This is a genomic window from Niveibacterium sp. (assembly GCF_041909475.1).
Lineage (GTDB): Bacteria > Pseudomonadota > Gammaproteobacteria > Burkholderiales > Rhodocyclaceae > Niveibacterium.
The window spans coordinates 171,991-188,623 of record NZ_JAYRDJ010000003.1; the positions used below are offsets into that span (position 1 = coordinate 171,991).

14 protein-coding genes are annotated in these 16,633 nt (G+C 64.8%); 8 read left to right on the plus strand and 6 right to left on the minus strand.

The window, feature by feature from the left end; all coding sequences use genetic code 11:
* Window positions 1–1,896: putative bifunctional diguanylate cyclase/phosphodiesterase (locus ACE3P0_RS04545; protein WP_374400277.1), on the minus strand; the 1,896-nt coding region annotated here is incomplete at its 3' end.
* Between the two features lie 244 nt (window positions 1,897–2,140).
* Between ACE3P0_RS04545 and ACE3P0_RS04550 the strand changes: the two genes are divergently transcribed.
* From ACE3P0_RS04550 to ACE3P0_RS04570, 5 genes are all read left to right on the plus strand, one after another.
* Window positions 2,141–3,931 (plus strand): glutamine--tRNA ligase/YqeY domain fusion protein, encoded by a 1,791-nt coding sequence (locus ACE3P0_RS04550; RefSeq protein ID WP_374400280.1) that lies wholly within the window; start codon window positions 2,141–2,143, stop codon window positions 3,929–3,931.
* Window positions 3,932–3,959: 28 nt separating this feature from the next.
* On the plus strand, window positions 3,960–4,472 hold the full coding sequence (locus ACE3P0_RS04555; protein ID WP_374400282.1) for a GNAT family N-acetyltransferase: 513 nt from the start codon (window positions 3,960–3,962) through the stop codon (window positions 4,470–4,472).
* Window positions 4,473–4,727: 255 nt separating this feature from the next.
* Entirely contained in the window at window positions 4,728–4,997 is a 270-nt protein-coding gene (locus tag ACE3P0_RS04560; protein WP_374400285.1) for a hypothetical protein, read from the plus strand.
* Window positions 4,998–5,528: 531 nt separating this feature from the next.
* On the plus strand, window positions 5,529–6,761 hold the full coding sequence (pgk, locus tag ACE3P0_RS04565; RefSeq protein ID WP_374400287.1) for a phosphoglycerate kinase: 1,233 nt from the start codon (window positions 5,529–5,531) through the stop codon (window positions 6,759–6,761).
* Window positions 6,762–7,017: 256 nt separating this feature from the next.
* Entirely contained in the window at window positions 7,018–7,788 is a 771-nt protein-coding gene (locus tag ACE3P0_RS04570) for a class I SAM-dependent methyltransferase (protein WP_374400289.1), read from the plus strand.
* A gap of 126 nt (window positions 7,789–7,914) precedes the next feature.
* Here the strand turns inward: ACE3P0_RS04570 and ACE3P0_RS04575 are convergent, their stop codons facing one another.
* From ACE3P0_RS04575 to ACE3P0_RS04595, 5 genes are all read right to left on the minus strand, one after another.
* Window positions 7,915–8,301, minus strand: coding sequence for a DUF4124 domain-containing protein (locus ACE3P0_RS04575; RefSeq protein ID WP_374400292.1), 387 nt, complete (start codon window positions 8,299–8,301; stop codon window positions 7,915–7,917).
* Window positions 8,302–8,389: 88 nt separating this feature from the next.
* A complete protein-coding gene (locus ACE3P0_RS04580) occupies window positions 8,390–10,450 on the minus strand; it encodes a M13 family metallopeptidase (RefSeq protein ID WP_374400295.1) in 2,061 nt (686 codons plus the stop codon).
* Between the two features lie 152 nt (window positions 10,451–10,602).
* Entirely contained in the window at window positions 10,603–11,598 is a 996-nt protein-coding gene (locus ACE3P0_RS04585) for a DUF2268 domain-containing putative Zn-dependent protease (protein ID WP_374400297.1), read from the minus strand.
* Window positions 11,599–11,724: 126 nt separating this feature from the next.
* On the minus strand, window positions 11,725–12,369 hold the full coding sequence (locus ACE3P0_RS04590) for a GNAT family N-acetyltransferase (RefSeq protein WP_374400299.1): 645 nt from the start codon (window positions 12,367–12,369) through the stop codon (window positions 11,725–11,727).
* Between the two features lie 90 nt (window positions 12,370–12,459).
* Window positions 12,460–12,678, minus strand: a complete 219-nt coding sequence (locus ACE3P0_RS04595; protein WP_374400302.1) for a hypothetical protein — start codon at window positions 12,676–12,678, stop codon at window positions 12,460–12,462.
* A gap of 137 nt (window positions 12,679–12,815) precedes the next feature.
* Here ACE3P0_RS04595 and ACE3P0_RS04600 point away from each other — a divergent pair, with 137 nt between their 5' ends.
* The 3 genes from ACE3P0_RS04600 to ACE3P0_RS04610 all read left to right on the plus strand — a co-directional run bounded on the left by ACE3P0_RS04600 (window position 12,816) and on the right by ACE3P0_RS04610 (window position 16,631).
* Window positions 12,816–13,808, plus strand: coding sequence for an integron integrase (locus tag ACE3P0_RS04600; protein WP_374400392.1), 993 nt, complete (start codon window positions 12,816–12,818; stop codon window positions 13,806–13,808).
* A 68-nt stretch (window positions 13,809–13,876) separates the two neighbouring features.
* Entirely contained in the window at window positions 13,877–15,778 is a 1,902-nt protein-coding gene (locus tag ACE3P0_RS04605) for an ATP-binding cassette domain-containing protein (protein WP_374400305.1), read from the plus strand.
* A gap of 106 nt (window positions 15,779–15,884) precedes the next feature.
* Window positions 15,885–16,631, plus strand: coding sequence for a transporter (locus ACE3P0_RS04610; RefSeq protein ID WP_374400307.1), 747 nt, complete (start codon window positions 15,885–15,887; stop codon window positions 16,629–16,631).
* Window positions 16,632–16,633 lie beyond the last annotated feature (2 nt).

Here is a 16,633-nt window from a genome sequence, read left to right on the forward strand (position 1 = left end):
ATCCTTGACGAAGGAGCGGTCGATCTTCAGCACATCGATCGGGAAGCGCTTGAGGTAGGCGAGCGACGAATAGCCGGTGCCGAAGTCGTCCACCATCAGCCGCACGCCCATGCGTTTGAGCTCGGCGAGGATCTCGTAGGTGAGTTCCACGTCGCGCATCAGCACGCTCTCGGTCATTTCCAGTTCGAGCCGGTTTGCCGGCAGGCCGGCAGCGGCCAGCGCGCTGCTGACGGCCGACAGCAGTCGCACATGGCGGAAGCTGATGCCCGACAGGTTCACCGCAACGGCATACGGCGCCACGCCTTGCGCAACCCAGGCCGCCATCTGCTTGCAAGCGGCCTGCAGGCCCCATTCGCCGATCTCGACGATGAGCCCGGTCTCTTCCGCAAGCGGAATGAACTCGCCCGGCGCGAGCAGGCCGCGCTTCGGGTGGCGCCAGCGGATCAGCGCCTCTGCCGCGAGTACGGTGCCTTCCGGCCAGGAAATGACCGGCTGGAAGTGCAGTTCGAATTCGCCCTGTTCGAGCGCCTTGCGCATTTCGTTTTCGAGCGCCAGTCGCAGTTCGGCGGCGACACGCAGATCCTGCGAGAACGAACGCACCGCGTCGCGGTTCTCGCGCTTTGCGAGGCTCACCGCCATGTCTGCGCACTTGAGCAGCGCGTCGGCATCGTCGGCATGCTCGGGGAACACGGCAAGGCCGATGCTGGCGGTCAGCGCGACTTCGGTCGCCGATAGCAGGATCGGCTTGCGCACTGCGTCGAGCAGGCGCGCGCTGATCGCTTCGGGCGATTCGCCGGCCGGGGCGCCGTCAACGAAGACGACGAACTGGTCGCCGCCGATGCGCGCCACCACGGCGGCGGTGGAGCGGGTGTCCTCGCGGCCGGGCAGGGCTGCGACCGCTTCGGACAGCCGCCGCGCGACGACCTGCAAAACCTGGTCGCCGACGCTCTGGCCGAGGCTTTCGTTGATGCGGCCGAATCGGTCGACATCGACCACCATCGCCGCCACCCAGTGGCGGGCACGCGTGGCGCGACGCAGCGTCTGCTTCAGCAGTTCGCGACAGTACTGGCGGTTGGGTAGCCCGGTGAGGCTGTCGTAGTAGGCGAGGTAGCGGATACGCTTCTCGGCCTCGACCTGTTCGGTGATGTCCTGCGTCGTGCCCTGCAGGCGGGTCACCGCGCCGTCCGATGCAGCGATCGGTTCGGCTTGTTCCAGTACCGTGCGCAGCGCACCGTCGTGCCGCACGATGCGGTATTCGATACGGAAGGGCTGGCCTCGCTTGCCCTGCGAGTAGGCCTCGCGAACGATCGTGCGGTCTTGCGGATAGACACGCTCTAGCACCGCATCCATCGCAGGCGGGAAGGCCACCGGGTCGTCGCCGAACAGCGCGAAGAACTGTTCCGAGCGGCGCACGTAGCCTTCGCGCAGATGCCATTCCCAACTGCCGAGCCGTGCGATGCGCTGCGCATCGGCCAGGTTGGATTCGCTCTTTGCCAGTTCGTCCATCGCGCGCGCCGAGCGCAGCACGTAGAGGATGCGGTGGCGCAGCAGCATCCAGTTGATCGGTTTGGAAATGAAATCGGTGGCGCCGGCCTGGTAGGCCTGCTCGATCGCACCGGAATCTTCGAGCCCGGTCATCACGATCACCGGCACGCGCTCGCCACCCGGCGTGCGGCGCAGGCGGCGCGCGGTCTCGAAACCATCGAGCCGCGGCATCATCAGGTCGAGCAGGATCAGTTCGGGCTGGAGTTCGGTGAAGCGTTCCAGCGCTTCAACGCCGTCGCAGGCTTCGAAGGGTTCGAAACCGGCGTCCTTGAGCGCCGCCATCGCGATCGAGCGGGTGGTGAGGTCGTCATCGACGACCAGCACACGGGCGCTGGCTATGACCGGCGTCATCGCGCACCTTGTGGGGCGCGAAAGCCCGCTTGGGCCGGTGAGTGTGTAATAAGCATCGGGAAGCGAATGGTGGAGCGGGTTCGGGCTGAACTTTACGCGTAGATCATGTGCTTTGCACTATAGCGATGCGGCTCGCGCACGCATTGATCCTGAGTAAGGGCCGGCGAGGCGTTTGTCACATGCGCGGGCTCGGGGCGGGGAGCCGTTACAATCGCGGTTTCCGAATCCAGATTCCGCACACGCCGTGAGCACGCCCAACGACAAGAACACCCCGGCCGCAGCGCCGGCCGCGAACTTCCTGCGCAACATCATCGAGCGCGACCTCGAAGCCGGCACCTACGCCCGTCGCAACTGGGCGGGTTCGCCCGGCGATGCCGCCCATCACGGCGCCGGCCAGCCTGATCCTGCAAAGATCCGCACCCGCTTCCCGCCAGAGCCGAATGGCTACCTGCACATCGGCCATGCCAAGTCGATCTGCCTGAACTTCGGCCTGGCGCGTGATTTCGGTGGTGTCTGCCACATGCGCTTCGACGACACGAACCCGGAGAAGGAAGAGCAGGAGTACGTCGACTCGATCCTTGATGCGGTGAAGTGGCTGGGCTTCGACTGGAACCAGAACGGTACCAACCACCTGTTCTATGCCAGCAGCTATTTCGAGTTCATGTACCGCGCCGCCGAGGCGCTGATCGAACGCGGCCACGCCTACATCGACCAGCAGACGCCGGACGAGATGCGCGCCAACCGCGGCACGCTGACCGAGCCGGGCAAGAATTCGCCGTGGCGTGATCGTTCGGTTGAAGAAAACCTGCGCCTCTTCCGCGAGATGCGCGCCGGCCAGCACGCCGAAGGCAGCATGATCGTGCGCGCCAAGATCGACATGGCCGCGCCCAACATCAACCTGCGCGACCCGGCGATCTATCGCATCCGCTTTGCCGAACACCACGCCACCGGCAACGCCTGGTGCATCTACCCGATGTACACCTTCGCGCATCCGATCGAGGACGCGCTCGAACGCATCACGCACTCGATCTGCACGCTCGAATTCGAGGACCAGCGCCCGTTCTACGACTGGCTGCTGGAACACCTGCGCGACGCCGGCCTGCTGGCCGACCCGCTGCCGAAGCAATACGAATTCGCGCGGCTCAACCTCACCTACATCATCACCAGCAAGCGCAAGCTGAAGCAGCTGGTGGACGAGAAGATCGTCGACGGCTGGGACGATCCGCGCATGCCCACCATCGTCGGCCTGCGCCGTCGCGGCTACACGCCGCAGAGCCTGCAGATGCTGGCCGAGCGCACCGGCGCGAGCAAGCACAACACCTGGATCGACTACTCGGTGCTCGAGGGCTGTCTGCGTGAAGACCTTGAAGCCAAGGCGCCGCGCGCGATGGCCGCGATCGACCCGCTCAAGCTCAAGCTGACGAACTGGGACGAAGTGATCGGTGCCGGGAAGGTGGAGCCTTGCTCCGCGCCTGCCCACCCGCATCACCCGGAATTCGGCGAACGCACGTTCAACCTGACGCCGGACCTCTGGATCGAGCGTGAGGACTTCGAGGAAGTGCCGCCCAAGGGCTTCCGCCGCCTGTTCCCCGGCAACATGGCGCGCCTCAAGTACGGCTTCATCATCGAATGCACCGGCTGCGAGAAGGATGCCGACGGCAAGGTCACGGCCGTGCTGGCCAGGTTGGTGCCGGACACCAAGAGCGGCACACCGGGTGCGGACAGCATCAAGGTCAAGGGCGTCATCACCTGGGTCTCGGCCAGCGAAGGCGTCGCGACCGAAGTGCGGCTCTACGACCGCCTGTTCACCGAAGCCCAACCGGACGCTGGCGGCCGCGATTTCCTCGAAGCGCTCAACCCGAACTCCAAGCGCGTGATCACCGCCTACCTGGAGCCGGGCCTCGCCGCCGCTCAGCCGGGCGACACCTTCCAGTTCGAACGCCACGGCTACTTCGTCGCCGACCGCAAGGATTCGGCGGCCGGGAAACCGGTGTTCAACCTGGCGGTTGGGCTGAAGGACAGCTGGGGCAAGTGAGCCTCGGCTTGCCCAACTGGTGCGGACGATGAGCCAGTCGCTATTCGTCCGCCCGCTGCACGACTCGGATGATCTTGTCGCCCTGACGCATGAGGTCATCCGCGCCGGCTATGCCAGTCAGGCCGCGCGGGGCCTGCGCTACTGGGCGACGCATCAATCGCCGGAAGACACTGCGACGCGCTTTGCTGCCGGGCATGGTCTGGTGGCGGAAGCCGCCGACCGCATCGTCGGCACCATCACGACCCGGCCGCCGCAGCCTATGTCCGACGTGGAGCTCTACCGCGACCCGAAGGTCTGGACGCTGTGCCAGTTCGCGGTGATGCCGGATTTCAAGGGGCAGGGCATTGGCCGCGCACTGCACTGGGCGGCACTTGAGCTGGCTCGGGAGCGCGGCGCTGCCACGATGGCGATCGACACCGCGGCGCCGGCGACCGAGCTGATTGAGATGTATCGGCGTTGGGGCTATGTCGAGGTCGGCACGCACGACTGGAGGCCGAAGACGAACTATCTCAGTGTGTTGATGCGGCGGGATTTTCTCTAGCGGCTCGTGCTGGCGCGTTGCGACGGCCTTGCTGCTGAAGCCGGGTCCCGCCCCGGCGGGCGGGTTCCTTTCTTGTGCCGACAAGAAAGGAACCAAAGAAGCGGCCCCCGCTTCAACGCTCCACGGCAGGCTTTGCACAGCCTGCCGGCTCCGGCGGCGAGAAGCATGCTTCTCGCAACCCCGCCTGCGCCCCTTTGCTGCTCGAAGCATCGGGTGTCTGCGCAACTCGCCCTCGCTACGCTCGGAGCTCGAACAGTGCTCGCCACCGCCGCGCTGCGCGCGTCGGAACCCGATGCTTCTGCGCTGCTCGGCGTTTCAGAGGGGGAGGGCAAAGCGCTGACGTTTCACCGCTGTCGGAATTCCGTAGCCTGGATGCAGGCCGAAGGCCGGAATCCGGGAGGTGCGGTTGAAGATTTGGATGCGCCCGTCCCGGATTTCGCTTCGCTTCATCCAGGCTACGAACATCGCCCAAGCGTCGCGCTGCAGATGGTTTTGACGTTGGGTCCCGTCGAGAGCGCCGAGTAGCGCAGCGCGACCGGGAAGAAGGCCGAGGACTGTCTGAGCACCGAGCGCAGCGAGGGCGAGTTCCGCAGGCCCCCGGTTGCGCGAGCAACGCAGGGGAGTCAGGCACACAGTGCCTGACCGCGAACGCCGGGCGGCACTCTTTGCTTACTTTCTGGTGCTGTAGCCAGAAAGTAAGACGCCCGCCGGGGGCGGGACCCCGGCCAACGCACGCCTCTCACGCGCCGAGCGATCAATCCGCGCGACGCGGTTCACAAGGCAAGTAAAACGAAGCCAACCAAGCAATCTCCTGACCCTAACCAAATCCCCTCACCGCGGGATGCGTTAAAGTGCTGCCCGGTCCGCAGCCGGGCCTGCCGCAATGCCAGCGCAAGCCGGCCTGGGCAGGTTCGAGCCGCCGGCGGCGCGCCTGCGCGCCGGGCCGGTGGCGTCGGGTCGCGAAGCGCCGCTGCGGCCGCGCTTCGCGATGTGTTGAAACCTGGCTGCGCCAGCATAAGCAAGAACATCCCCTCTACCTTTCATGCGAGAACATCCATGACCAAACTTTTCATCGAAGACCTCGACCTCGCCGGCAAGCGCGCCCTGATCCGTGTGGATTTCAACGTGCCGATCAAGAACGGCGTGGTTGAGAGCGACAAGCGTATCCGTGCTGCGCTGCCGACGATCCGTTACGCGCTGGGAAAGGGCGCTTCGGTGGTGCTGATGTCGCACCTGGGCCGCCCGAATGGCGCCAAGGTCGCCAAGTACTCGATCGAGCCGGTGGCTGGCCGCCTGCAAGAGCTGCTGGGCAAGCCGGTGAAGTTCGTCAATGACTGCGTTGGCCCGGAAGTCGAAGCGGTTGTGAACGCGATGAAGCCGGGCGACGTGACCCTGGTCGAGAACGTCCGCTTCTACCTGGAAGAAGAAGGCAAGGCGAAGGATGCCGCTGGCAACAGCGTGAAGGCGACGCCGGAAGCCGTGGCTGCCTTCCGCGCCGCGCTGAGCCGCCTGGGCGACGTGTTCATCAACGATGCTTTCGGCACCGCACACCGTGCACACTCGTCGATGGTCGGCGTGAACCTGCCGCGCGCTTCGGGCTACCTGCTGAAGAAGGAACTGGACTTCCTGGGTGAGGCCGTGAACAAGCCGGTGCGTCCGCTGGTCGCGATCATTGGCGGTTCGAAGATCTCGGGCAAGATCGACGTGATCCAGGCGCTGCTGCCGAAGGTCGACAAGCTGCTGATCGGTGGCGGCATGGCCTTCACCTTCTTCAAGGCGCAGGGCCTGGAAGTGGGCAAGTCACTGTGCGAGAACGACAAGGTCGAACTCGCCAAGTCGCTGATCGCCGAGGCGGGCGACAAGCTGGTGCTGCCGATCGACACGATGATCACCAAGAAGCTGGACTTCGACGCCCGCACGCTGGATGGCCTGGTTGAAGTGGATTCCACCGCGATCCCGGCCGACCAGGAAGGCGTGGACATCGGCAGCAAGTCCGCCGCGCGTTACGCCGAAATCATCCGCGGTGCGAAGACCGTGCTGTGGAATGGCCCGATGGGCGTGTTCGAGATCGACGCGTCGGCCAAGGGCACCTACGCCGTGGCGCACGCGCTGGTAGAAGCCACTGCGGGCGGCGCGATCACCATCGTCGGCGGCGGCGATTCGGTTGCTGCAGTCGAGAAGGCTGGCCTGGAAGACAAGGTCTCGCACGTTTCCACCGGCGGCGGCGCATCGCTCGAGTTCCTCGAAGGCAAGGCACTGCCGGGCGTGGATGCACTGAGCGACAAGTAAGACCTGCCCAGGCGCACGCTGCGCTGCCGCGTCCGGTGTTTGCCACCGGGGCGGCGCTAGCCAGCGGCGCTTGCGCTGTCTGTGACTGACACAGGTTTGCGGCCGGCGTGTACACGCCGGCCGTTTTCATTGGTGCCGCGCGCAGGTGCAGCACGCAGAAGAGGCCGGCTTGGCGGCCTTGACAGCGGTCAGCGTACCGTCAGCGCATTGCGCGACAATGCGCGTTCTGGCTGCACCCCCGATCGAGAGAATCGCCATGACCAATCATTTGCTGGCCGACGAATCGGCCGACCATTTCTCGCCGCTGGCGCAGGGCTATGTATTGTTCCGGCCGCGCTATCCGCGTTCGCTGTACGACTATCTGCTGGCCTGGGTGCCGCATCACAAGCTGGCGTGGGATGTGGGCTGCGGCAGCGGGCAGGCGACGCTGGATCTGGCTGAGCGCTTCGACCAGGTGGTCGGCACTGACATCAGCGAGGCACAGATTGCGGCGGCGCCGACGCATCCGCGCGTTGAGTGGCGTGTGGCGCCGGCCGACGCATCCGGGCTGGCCGATGGCAGCGTCGATCTGATTACCTGCGCGCAGTCGTTGCACTGGTTCCCGCTCGAGGCCTTCTATGCCGAAGCGAATCGCGTGCTGGTGCCGGGCGGCATGATTGCGGCGTGGACTTACGGCACCGTGGAAGTTGACCACGAAGCGATCGATGCGCTGGTGCAGGCCTTCCGCACCGAAACCCTCGGCGCACTGTGGAACCCCGAACGCGAGCATGTGGATACCCGCTACACGCGCCTCGCTTTCCCCTTCGAGGAAATCCAGACCCCGCCTTACACCTTGTCGGTGCAGTGGACGCTGGCGCAACTTCTGGGCTATCTGCGCAGCTGGTCGGCCTGTGGCCGCTATGTGGCGATGTACGGCAGCGACCCGACCGAGGCGCTGACGCAGAAGTTGCTGGCGGTGTGGGGCCATCCGCAAGACACCGTTTCGATCAGCTGGCCGCTGACGCTGCGCATCGGGCGCAAGGCCTGATCGCGGGTGGCGGCCTTACGGCCGCCGCGTGCCCGACCGAACAGGGCAAGGGATGCGGTGATGCGCGCCGTTCCCGGGCGTATGCGGTTTGGTGCGCGTCCCAGACGGAAGTGCTTGCCGGCTGCGTCAGCAGCCGTTGTCCTTCAGGGCGCGGGCATTCTGTTCGATACTGGCTGCGCGTTTGGCGCGCTCGTCCCCATTCCTGAGTGCGTTGCCGCTGGGTGAATTCTCAAGCCGGGTCTGTTCGGCGCGCAGCATCTCGCAGGTGCGGGCGTGTTCACGCGCGACGGCCTCGTCGTCTGGCTTGGTTTTGCGGGTGGTGGCGCTGCGCTCTTCCGGTACTTCGGGCGCGGTAATGCCTTCGGGCTTGCGAATTGGCACTTTCTGCGCTTCTGCGGCGGGTGGCGGCTGGTCGCTGTAGTGCACCTTGCCGTTGGCGTCGGTCCACTTGTACACGCCGGCCTCGGCCGATGCGGCAAGGCAGAGCAGCAGAACTGGGATTAAGCGGTGCATGGCGACTTTCCGCAGAAGGGAAAGCCGCCATGTTAGTCCGCCGGCTGGCGAGGCGGTAGCAGGTGGGCCGCCGGGGCGACCCCTGCGCTCACCAGACGCGGCAGCGCTTTTCCTTCACCATCGCCTGGCCGGGCTTGCAGGCGAATGCCTGCTGGAACTCCGGCAGATTCACGGCCACGCCGTTGATGCGGTACTTGCCCGGGGAGTGCGGGTCGGTCATCGCGTGGATGCGCTGCTCTTCCGGCCGCACTTCGCCGCAGGTCCACTGCGCGAAGCCAACGAAGAAGCGCTGTTCCGGCGTGAGGCCGTCGCGTGCTTCCAGCGTCTTGTTCGCGGTTTCGGCCTTCCAGGCAGACCACGCGAGGATCATGCCGCCCAGATCGGCAATGTCTTCGCCCAGCGTGAGGCGGCTGTTGATCTTGATGTCGTCGATCACGACGTACTTGCCGTACTGGTCGACCACACACTGGGCACGGCTTTCGAAGGCCTTGGCATCGCGCTTGGTCCACCAGTCGCGCAGACGGCCCTGGGCGTCGAACTTGCGGCCCTCGTCGTCGAAGGCGTGGATCAGCTCGTGCCCGATCGTGCCGCCGGTGTTGCCATAGTTGGGCGCGTCATCGAGCTTCGGGTCGAACAGCGGCGGCTGCAGCACGCCTGCCGGGAAGTTGATGTCGTTCATCTGCGGGTTGTAGTACGCGTTCACGGTGGAAGGCGTCATGTCCCATTCGCCGCGGTCGAGCGGCTTGCCGATCTTGGCGAGCTGGCGCTGGGCCTCGAAGCGGCTGCCGCGCACGACGTTGCCGGCATGGTCTTCACGCGCAACGACGAAGGCATCGTAATTGCGCCAGCGTTCCGGGTAGCCGATCTTGTTGACGATGCCGCGCAGCTTTTCCTGCGCGCGCGCCTTGGTCTCCGGGCTCATCCAGTCGAGCCCCTCGATGTCCTTGGCCATCGCTTCTTCGATCTGCTGCGTCATGCGCAGCGTTTGGGCTTTCAGCTCGGCGCTGAAAGCGCGGCTGACGAACTCCTGGCCCAGCGCTTCGCCCAGCTGTTGGTCAGCCAGCGCGACGCAGCGCTTCCAGCGCGGCTGTTGTTGCGGCGTGCCGCGCAAGGTCTTGCCGAAGAACGCGAAGTTCTCGTCGACGAAGGGTTTGGAGAGGTGCGGTGCGTATGCGTGCGCGGTGTGCCAGCGCAGGTAGGTCTTCAGCGTGCCGACCGATTCGCGCGCGAGCAGGGCGTCGAGGCGGGCATAGAACTTCGGCTCGGTCACGTTGAACTGATTCAGATCGGCATGCTGCAGGCCAGCGAGGTAGGCCGACCAGTCGAAGTGGGGCGTCATCGCCTTGAGGCGACGCATGTCCATCTTGTTGAACTGCTTGTGCGGATCGCGCAGATCAACGCGCGACATCGAGGCGCGCGCGAGTTCGGTTTCCACCCGCATCACGGTCGCTGCGTTGCGCGCCGCCGTAGTCGCGTCGTCGCCGAGCAGGCCGAACATCCGCGTGATGTGTTCGACATACTGTTTGCGCAGCGTGCGATTGCGCGCGTCGTTCTTGAGGTAGTTGTCGCGATCGGGCAGGCCCAGTCCGCCTGCCACCGCGAAGGCGATGACCTGCGTGGCGTCCGCATAATCCTGTGCAGCGCCAAAGCCAAACAGCGGGCTGCCGCCCGGCAGCTCCTGATGCAACTCGGCGAGCAGTGCCGGCAGCCCGCGGGTGCTCTGCAGTGCCGCGATGCGTGAGAGTGTCGGAGCCATCGGCGTCATGCCAGCCGCTTCGACGTGCGCCTCGTCCATACAGGCGGCGAAGTAGTTGCCCAGCTTCTGCTGCAGCGGGGTGTTGCCGTTCTTGGCTTCGGCGAGGCGTTGCAGGATGCCCCACTGGAAGCGCTGGCCGTCCGCCGCCATCTTGCTGTAGACGCTCCAGCGTGCCTGGTCGTCCGGCATCGGGTTGTTCTTGATCCAGTTGCCGCACGCGTACTGGTAGAAGTCTTCGCACGGGTTGGCGGTGCGGTCCATCGCCGTCACGTCGAGGCTGGGGGTGTAGGGCAGGGCGTCGAGCGGGGTTTCCGGGTCAGCGGCGAAGGCGGCGCCGATGGCGGCGACGAGCGCCAGCAACGAAACCGCGGTGCGTGCGGTGAGAGTGGGCATCAAGGGGCTCCGAATGACGAAGCGCCGCGTGCGGGTGCCGGAGGAGGCCGGCACTTGGCGGCGCAGCAAACGCTACGGATTATTCCCGATGCCGGGTGCGCTCATGTTTCACCGTGCGACCGCTTGATACAAACGATCGCCGCGGGGGTGGGCTAGAGCTTCAACTCGCTGGTGTCGTGCGGCGGCAGTTTGGCGAGCAGGCGGGCCAGCGCGGCGTCGGCCTCGCTGGCCATCTTGGTCGGCGGAATGCGCGCGATCTGCGCGAAGCTGCGCCCCTCTGCCAACCATAGCTCGACGATCTTCCAGCCGACGTAATAGGCCTCGCGTTCAAGGCCGGTGTTGCCGTGTCCTTGCGTAAGACGGCCAACGGTATCGGCATCCTCGCGCGCCAACTGCGGGCGGATCGATTCATAGATCGAACGTTGCATGCCCTCGGCGTCGCGGAACCAGCCGGGAATGAACTCCACGTAGCGCTCGACCCGGGCACCGGGTACTACGGCGCGCGATACATGCATCGCGAGCCCTTCGGAGATTGCGATCGCCGCGACAGATTGCGCGCCGTCACCTTCCAGCGCACCGAGCGCGATATGCACCGCGTGCGTGAGTTCATGTGCCGCGGTAATCGCGCGGTGCTCGGGGGCGTCTTCCAACGGAATCGCGACACGCACTTCACCACGGTTGCCCACGGTGAAGGCGTTGCCCTCGAGGAATCCGACGTAGGCCGTGATGCGCAGATGCAAGGGCTGATCGAGTTTGAGCAGATCTGCAATCGCGCGCACCTGGCGCTCCGGCGACGGACGCATCCCGCCATAGCCGGCGACGATGCGGTCCATCGCCGCCGGGTAGCGCGGCCAGGCATCGGCCAGCATCGCCTGCGCCATCGACTCACCCGCAGCGCCAGGCGGCACTGCGCCGAAGCCATACTGCGTGCGCCACAGTTTCCAGCGTTGTGAGTCGGTCACGCCCGGTTTGTTGGCTTCGTTGTAGAAACCGATGAAGCGCTCAGAGAGATCATTCACTTGAATCTGAACGAACTCCGCGCGCGCGGGCGTTGCCTTTTGCGGCTTCTTCGGCGCTGCGAAGGCGCCGCTCGACCAGATGCTGGCGGCGCAGATCAATGCGGCAATTCTGAATAAAGACGTCAGCACACGAGGCTTCCTTTGGATCGAGCGCGAATCCTGCCCCGAATCGCGCCCAAATGTCTTCACAGGATGTAAGTGAAGGCGCGAGCGCCGGTGCCGTGATTTCAGGCGCACCACGCGCGGCCGCCGGCGTTAGTCCCGCGCAGGATCGTCGCGCGGCACTAACTTCAGGTAGTCGCGCAAATCCTGTTCGGCGAGCGGCTTCACCATCACGCGGACGCTGTTCGACCGTTCGCCCATTTCAACGCCCTCACGCACGCGCACCTGCGCGAACCCCTGGCGAACCCAGAACCGCTCGGCGCGCTGATTTCCCGCGACCACGCCAAGGCGAAGCCACCTCGCCCCATGCGATTTCGCCCAAGCCTCGATGCAGCCAAAGATCGACGCCGCGAGCCCCGACCCATGAAGCTCGGTCGCAACGACGAACAAACCGATATGCCACACCGTGTCCGCCAGCAAGTCGGACACCAGGCTGGCAAAGGCAACGAGCTGCCCATTTGCCGGATCTCGATAACCGATCAACCACTTCTTGGTGTACGACCACCCGGCCGGCAAATCACCATGAATCTCATCGTAAGCAGCCTGCGGCCCGGCCGGCGCCCCCAGCACCGCGAGGAAGTAGGCCGGGTTCGCCTCGAAGAACGCCTGCAGTTCGCCCTCATGAGCGGCGGCAAGCTCGAAGTGGATGGGGGCATCCTTTGGTAGTAGAGGAAGATCCGGTGCGTGTATCGACTGGCTGTCAGTTGCGAATTGATGAACGTTGGAAGTAACGGGCACCGAGGCGTAGCCGAGGGAACCAAAATGCGCAGCATTTTGGTGTCCCGTTGACTGACTTGTTAGAGCGCGGCCGTGGAGCTGGGGTTGTTTTCATAAGCCGCTCAATTGATAGCCGATAGTGAGCGCAGCCAACAAGACCGCGAAACCAATGGTTGAGACAAACGCCACGTTATGGGTTTGCTTCGGGCGTGGTGGATAGCGCCCCAAGGTGACCATGCGCAAGGCAAGCCAGCCTGGCCAATAGAAGACAACGGTAAGAAAAACCTCAACGAGCCAGGACCCCACGAAATTGAAAACGGCCTCGATCACAGGTGCGCTCTAACGTTAAGTAGACCTCAAAACGAGGTTTTATTGGGATATTGATCGCTCAGCGCCGCGTGACGGAATCCGCGCTGTGATTGGGGGTGCGGGAATATGCTGTTTGTATTCTGACGGATATCCTGCATATGAACGCTCATCGTGTCGAACCCCAAAGTCCTCCGCGCTTGATGGATCAGGTGCGGGACCGTCTGCGGTTGAAGCATTACAGCATTCGCACCGAGACGGCGTATCTGGGCTGGATCAAGCGGTTCATTCTATTTCATGGCAAGCGGCATCCGGCAGAGCTTGGCAAACCGGAGGTTGAGGCTTTTCTCACGGCGCTCGCGGTGGAGCGGAACGTGGCGGCGTCCACGCAGGGGCAGGCTTTGTCGGCTTTGCTGTTTTTGTATGGCGAGGTGCTCGGGCTGGATCTGCCCTGGCTCGATGAAGTCACGCGAGCAAAGAAGCCGCGGCGCTTGCCTACCGTATTGTCGGTGGCGGAGGTGCGTGCATTGATTGCTGCGGTGGAAGATCCGGCCTTTGCGTTGATTGTGCGGCTGCTGTACGGCACTGGGATGCGGGTAATGGAATGCATGCGTTTGCGCGTGAAGGATGTCGATTTCGGCCGGCGCGAAATCATTGTGCGCGAAGGCAAGGGTAATAAGGATCGCGTGACGATGCTGCCGGCCGGGCTGGTGGTGCCGCTGAGGGCGCATATTTCCTTGCGCCGCCGCTTGCATGAGCGGGACCTTGTGGCTGGCCACGGCACCGTCCATTTGCCGCATGCCTTGGCGGTGAAGTACCCGAACGCCGCTACGGCGTGGGTGTGGCAGTACGTGTTTCCGGCGGCCTCTCTGTCGATTGATCCGCGGTCTGGCGTCGAGCAGCGCCATCATCTGGACGAACAGCGGGTGCAGCGGGCGGTCAAACGGGCCGCGGCGCGCGCGGGGATCACGAAACCGGTGTCGCCGCACACCTTGCGCCATTCCTTCGCGACGCATCTGCTGGAGGCTGGGCAGGACATCCGAACGGTACAGGAGCTGTTGGGCCATTCGGATGTGTCGACGACGATGATCTATACCCATGTGCTCAATCGTGGTGGCCTCGCGGTCACGAGCCCGCTGGATCGCCTCGGGTGAGTTGCGGTCGGCCGGGTTGACGGAGCCGGTAGAATCACGGCCTTCCTTTGATTTGCCCGAGTGCCGCCATGCCTTTGCTGACCCTTGATGCCGCTTGTCTCGCCTTTGGCGATGTGGCTTTGCTCGACCACGCGGATCTGGTGCTGGAGCCAGGCGAGCGGGTGGCGCTGATCGGGCGCAACGGTGCGGGCAAGTCCAGCCTGATGCGCACGCTGGCCGGCATGGCGAAACTGGATGACGGCACCGTCTGGCGCCAGCCCGGCCTGAAGACCGCCTATGTGTCGCAGGAGCCGGACTTCGATCTGGACCGCGACGTGTTCGCGACGGTGGCGGACGGCGTTGGTGAAGCCGCGCGCTTGATCGCCGAATACCACGCCTGCGCCGCGTTGGTGGGGCAGGGCGATGCGGCCGCACTCGCGCGGCTGGAAGACTTGCAGCATCAGCTCGAAGCCAGCAACGGCTGGACTTTGCATCACAAGGTCGAACAGGTGATCGACCGGCTCAAGCTCGATGGCAGTTTGAAAGTCAGCGCGCTCTCGGGGGGCGGCATCAAACGCGTGGCGCTGGCGCGCGCGCTGGCGGGCGAGCCGGATCTGCTGCTGCTCGACGAGCCGACCAACCATCTGGATATCGAAGCGATCGGCTGGCTGGAGGAGCTGATCCGCTCCTTTCGCGGCGGGGTGGTGGTGATCACGCACGACCGCGCCTTCATGGATGCGGTGTCGACGCGCATCGTCGAGCTCGACCGCGGGCGCCTGGGCAGCTTTCCGGGTTCCTTCACCGAATACCAGAAACGCAAGGCCGACCTGCTGGAGATCGAAGCCAAGGCGGCGGCCGATTTCGACAAGTTCTTGGCGCAGGAAGAGGTGTGGATCCGCAAGGGCGTCGAGGCGCGCCGCACCCGCAACGAAGGGCGCGTGAAACGGCTGGAAGACCTGCGCCGGCAACGCGCCGCGCGGCGCGACCGCATGGGCAACGTGAGCCTGCAGCTCGATCGCGGCGACCAGAGCGGCCAGTTGATCGCCGAGCTGCACAACGTCACCAAACGTTTTGGCGACAAGGTGGTGATCCGCGAATTTTCGACGCGCCTGATGCGCGGCGACCGCATCGGCCTGATCGGCCCCAACGGCGCCGGCAAGACCACGCTGCTCAAGCTGATCTTGGGCGATCTTGAGCCGGACGAAGGCCAGATCCGCCGGGGCACCAAGCAGTTGGTCGCCTACTTCGACCAGTTCCGCACCCAGCTCGATCCGGAAATGCCGCTGCGCGACGTGATCAGCCCTGGCAGCGACTGGGTCGAGATCGGCAAGTCGCGCAAGCATGTGATCGGCTATCTGGAAGACTTTCTCTTCTCGCCGCAGCGTGCACGTTCGCCGGTGAAGTCGCTCTCAGGTGGTGAGCGCAACCGGCTGTTGCTGGCGCGCCTGTTCGCGCAGCCCGCCAACATTCTGGTGCTGGACGAACCGACCAACGATCTGGATGTCGAGACGCTGGAACTGCTTGAACAATTGCTCGGCGAGTACGACGGCACGATCTTCCTTGTCAGCCATGACCGTACCTTCCTCGACAACGTTGTGACGCAGACCATCGCCGCCGACGGCGACGGCCGCTGGGGCGAATACGCTGGCGGCTACTACGACTGGAAGCGTGTACGTGACGCCGCTGCAGCGGCCGAAAAGGAAGCCGCCAAGCCGGCGCCAACGGCGAAAGCGCCCGAGCCGGAGCGCAAGGCCCCCGCGCGCGGCAACAAACTCTCGTTCAACGAAAAGCGCGAGCTTGAACAGCTGCCGGGCAAGATCGCGCAGCTGGAAAATGAGCAGGCGAGCCTGCAGCAACAGCTGGCTGACCCGGCGATGTACAAGACGCAGCCCGAGAACGTGCCGCGTTTCAATGCGAGGCTCGAGGAGATCGAGCTCGAACTGCTGGCCCTGCTTGAGCGTTGGGAGACGCTGGAGGGCAAGGCGGGGTGATCACCGATTAATGCGAATCGGTCGCAATTACTTCATTTAGATCAAGCTGCGCGCGCTGCTGCCGTGATTACATCCGCCGACCCGAAAAAACGACGGACGACCGACCATGATTCGCTACGCCTCCTTGTTGCTGTGCCTGCCGTTCTGCGTGCACGCCGCGCATCCGCTGGTTTCGGACGACGTTGGCACGCAGGGTGAAGGCGGCTGGCAATTTGAGCTGAACGGCGACTACGCGCGCGACCGCGATGCCGGCACGCGGCAGCGCGTGGCCAATGCCACGCTCACGCATGGCGTAGTCGATACCGTCGATGTCTACCTAAACGCCACCTGGATGCGCGCCGAAACCGCGGACGAGGCGGGCGCCGTGCTCGCGACTCAGGGGGCGGGGGATTTGAGCCTTGGTGCGAAGTGGCGCTTCTACTCGGCGGACGGCGCCTCGCTTGCGCTCAAGCCCTTCGCCACGATGCCGACCGGGGACCATAGCCGTGGTCTCGGCAATGGCCTGCCGTACTACGGCGTGTCGGCAATCGCCACCTACGAACACGAAGCCTGGACGCTGATTGCCAACGCCGTGGGCGCCTATGCCTGCGGTGAAGCCGCGGCGGTGCTCAAGCGGCAGTGGATGCTGTCTGCGGGCATTGGCCATGCGTTCAGCGATGCCCTGCAAGCCGTCGGCGAAGTGGTCTACGCGTCTGGTACCGAGCCGGCGGCGGATCAGCACCCAGCCCTGATGACCCTGGGCTTGATCTATCGCGTGGCACCGACCTTCGATCTCGACATCGGCTACCGCTATGGCCTCAACCGCGCCGAAGCACACCACGGGCTTGGCGCCGGGCTTGCCTGGCGCTGGTGAGT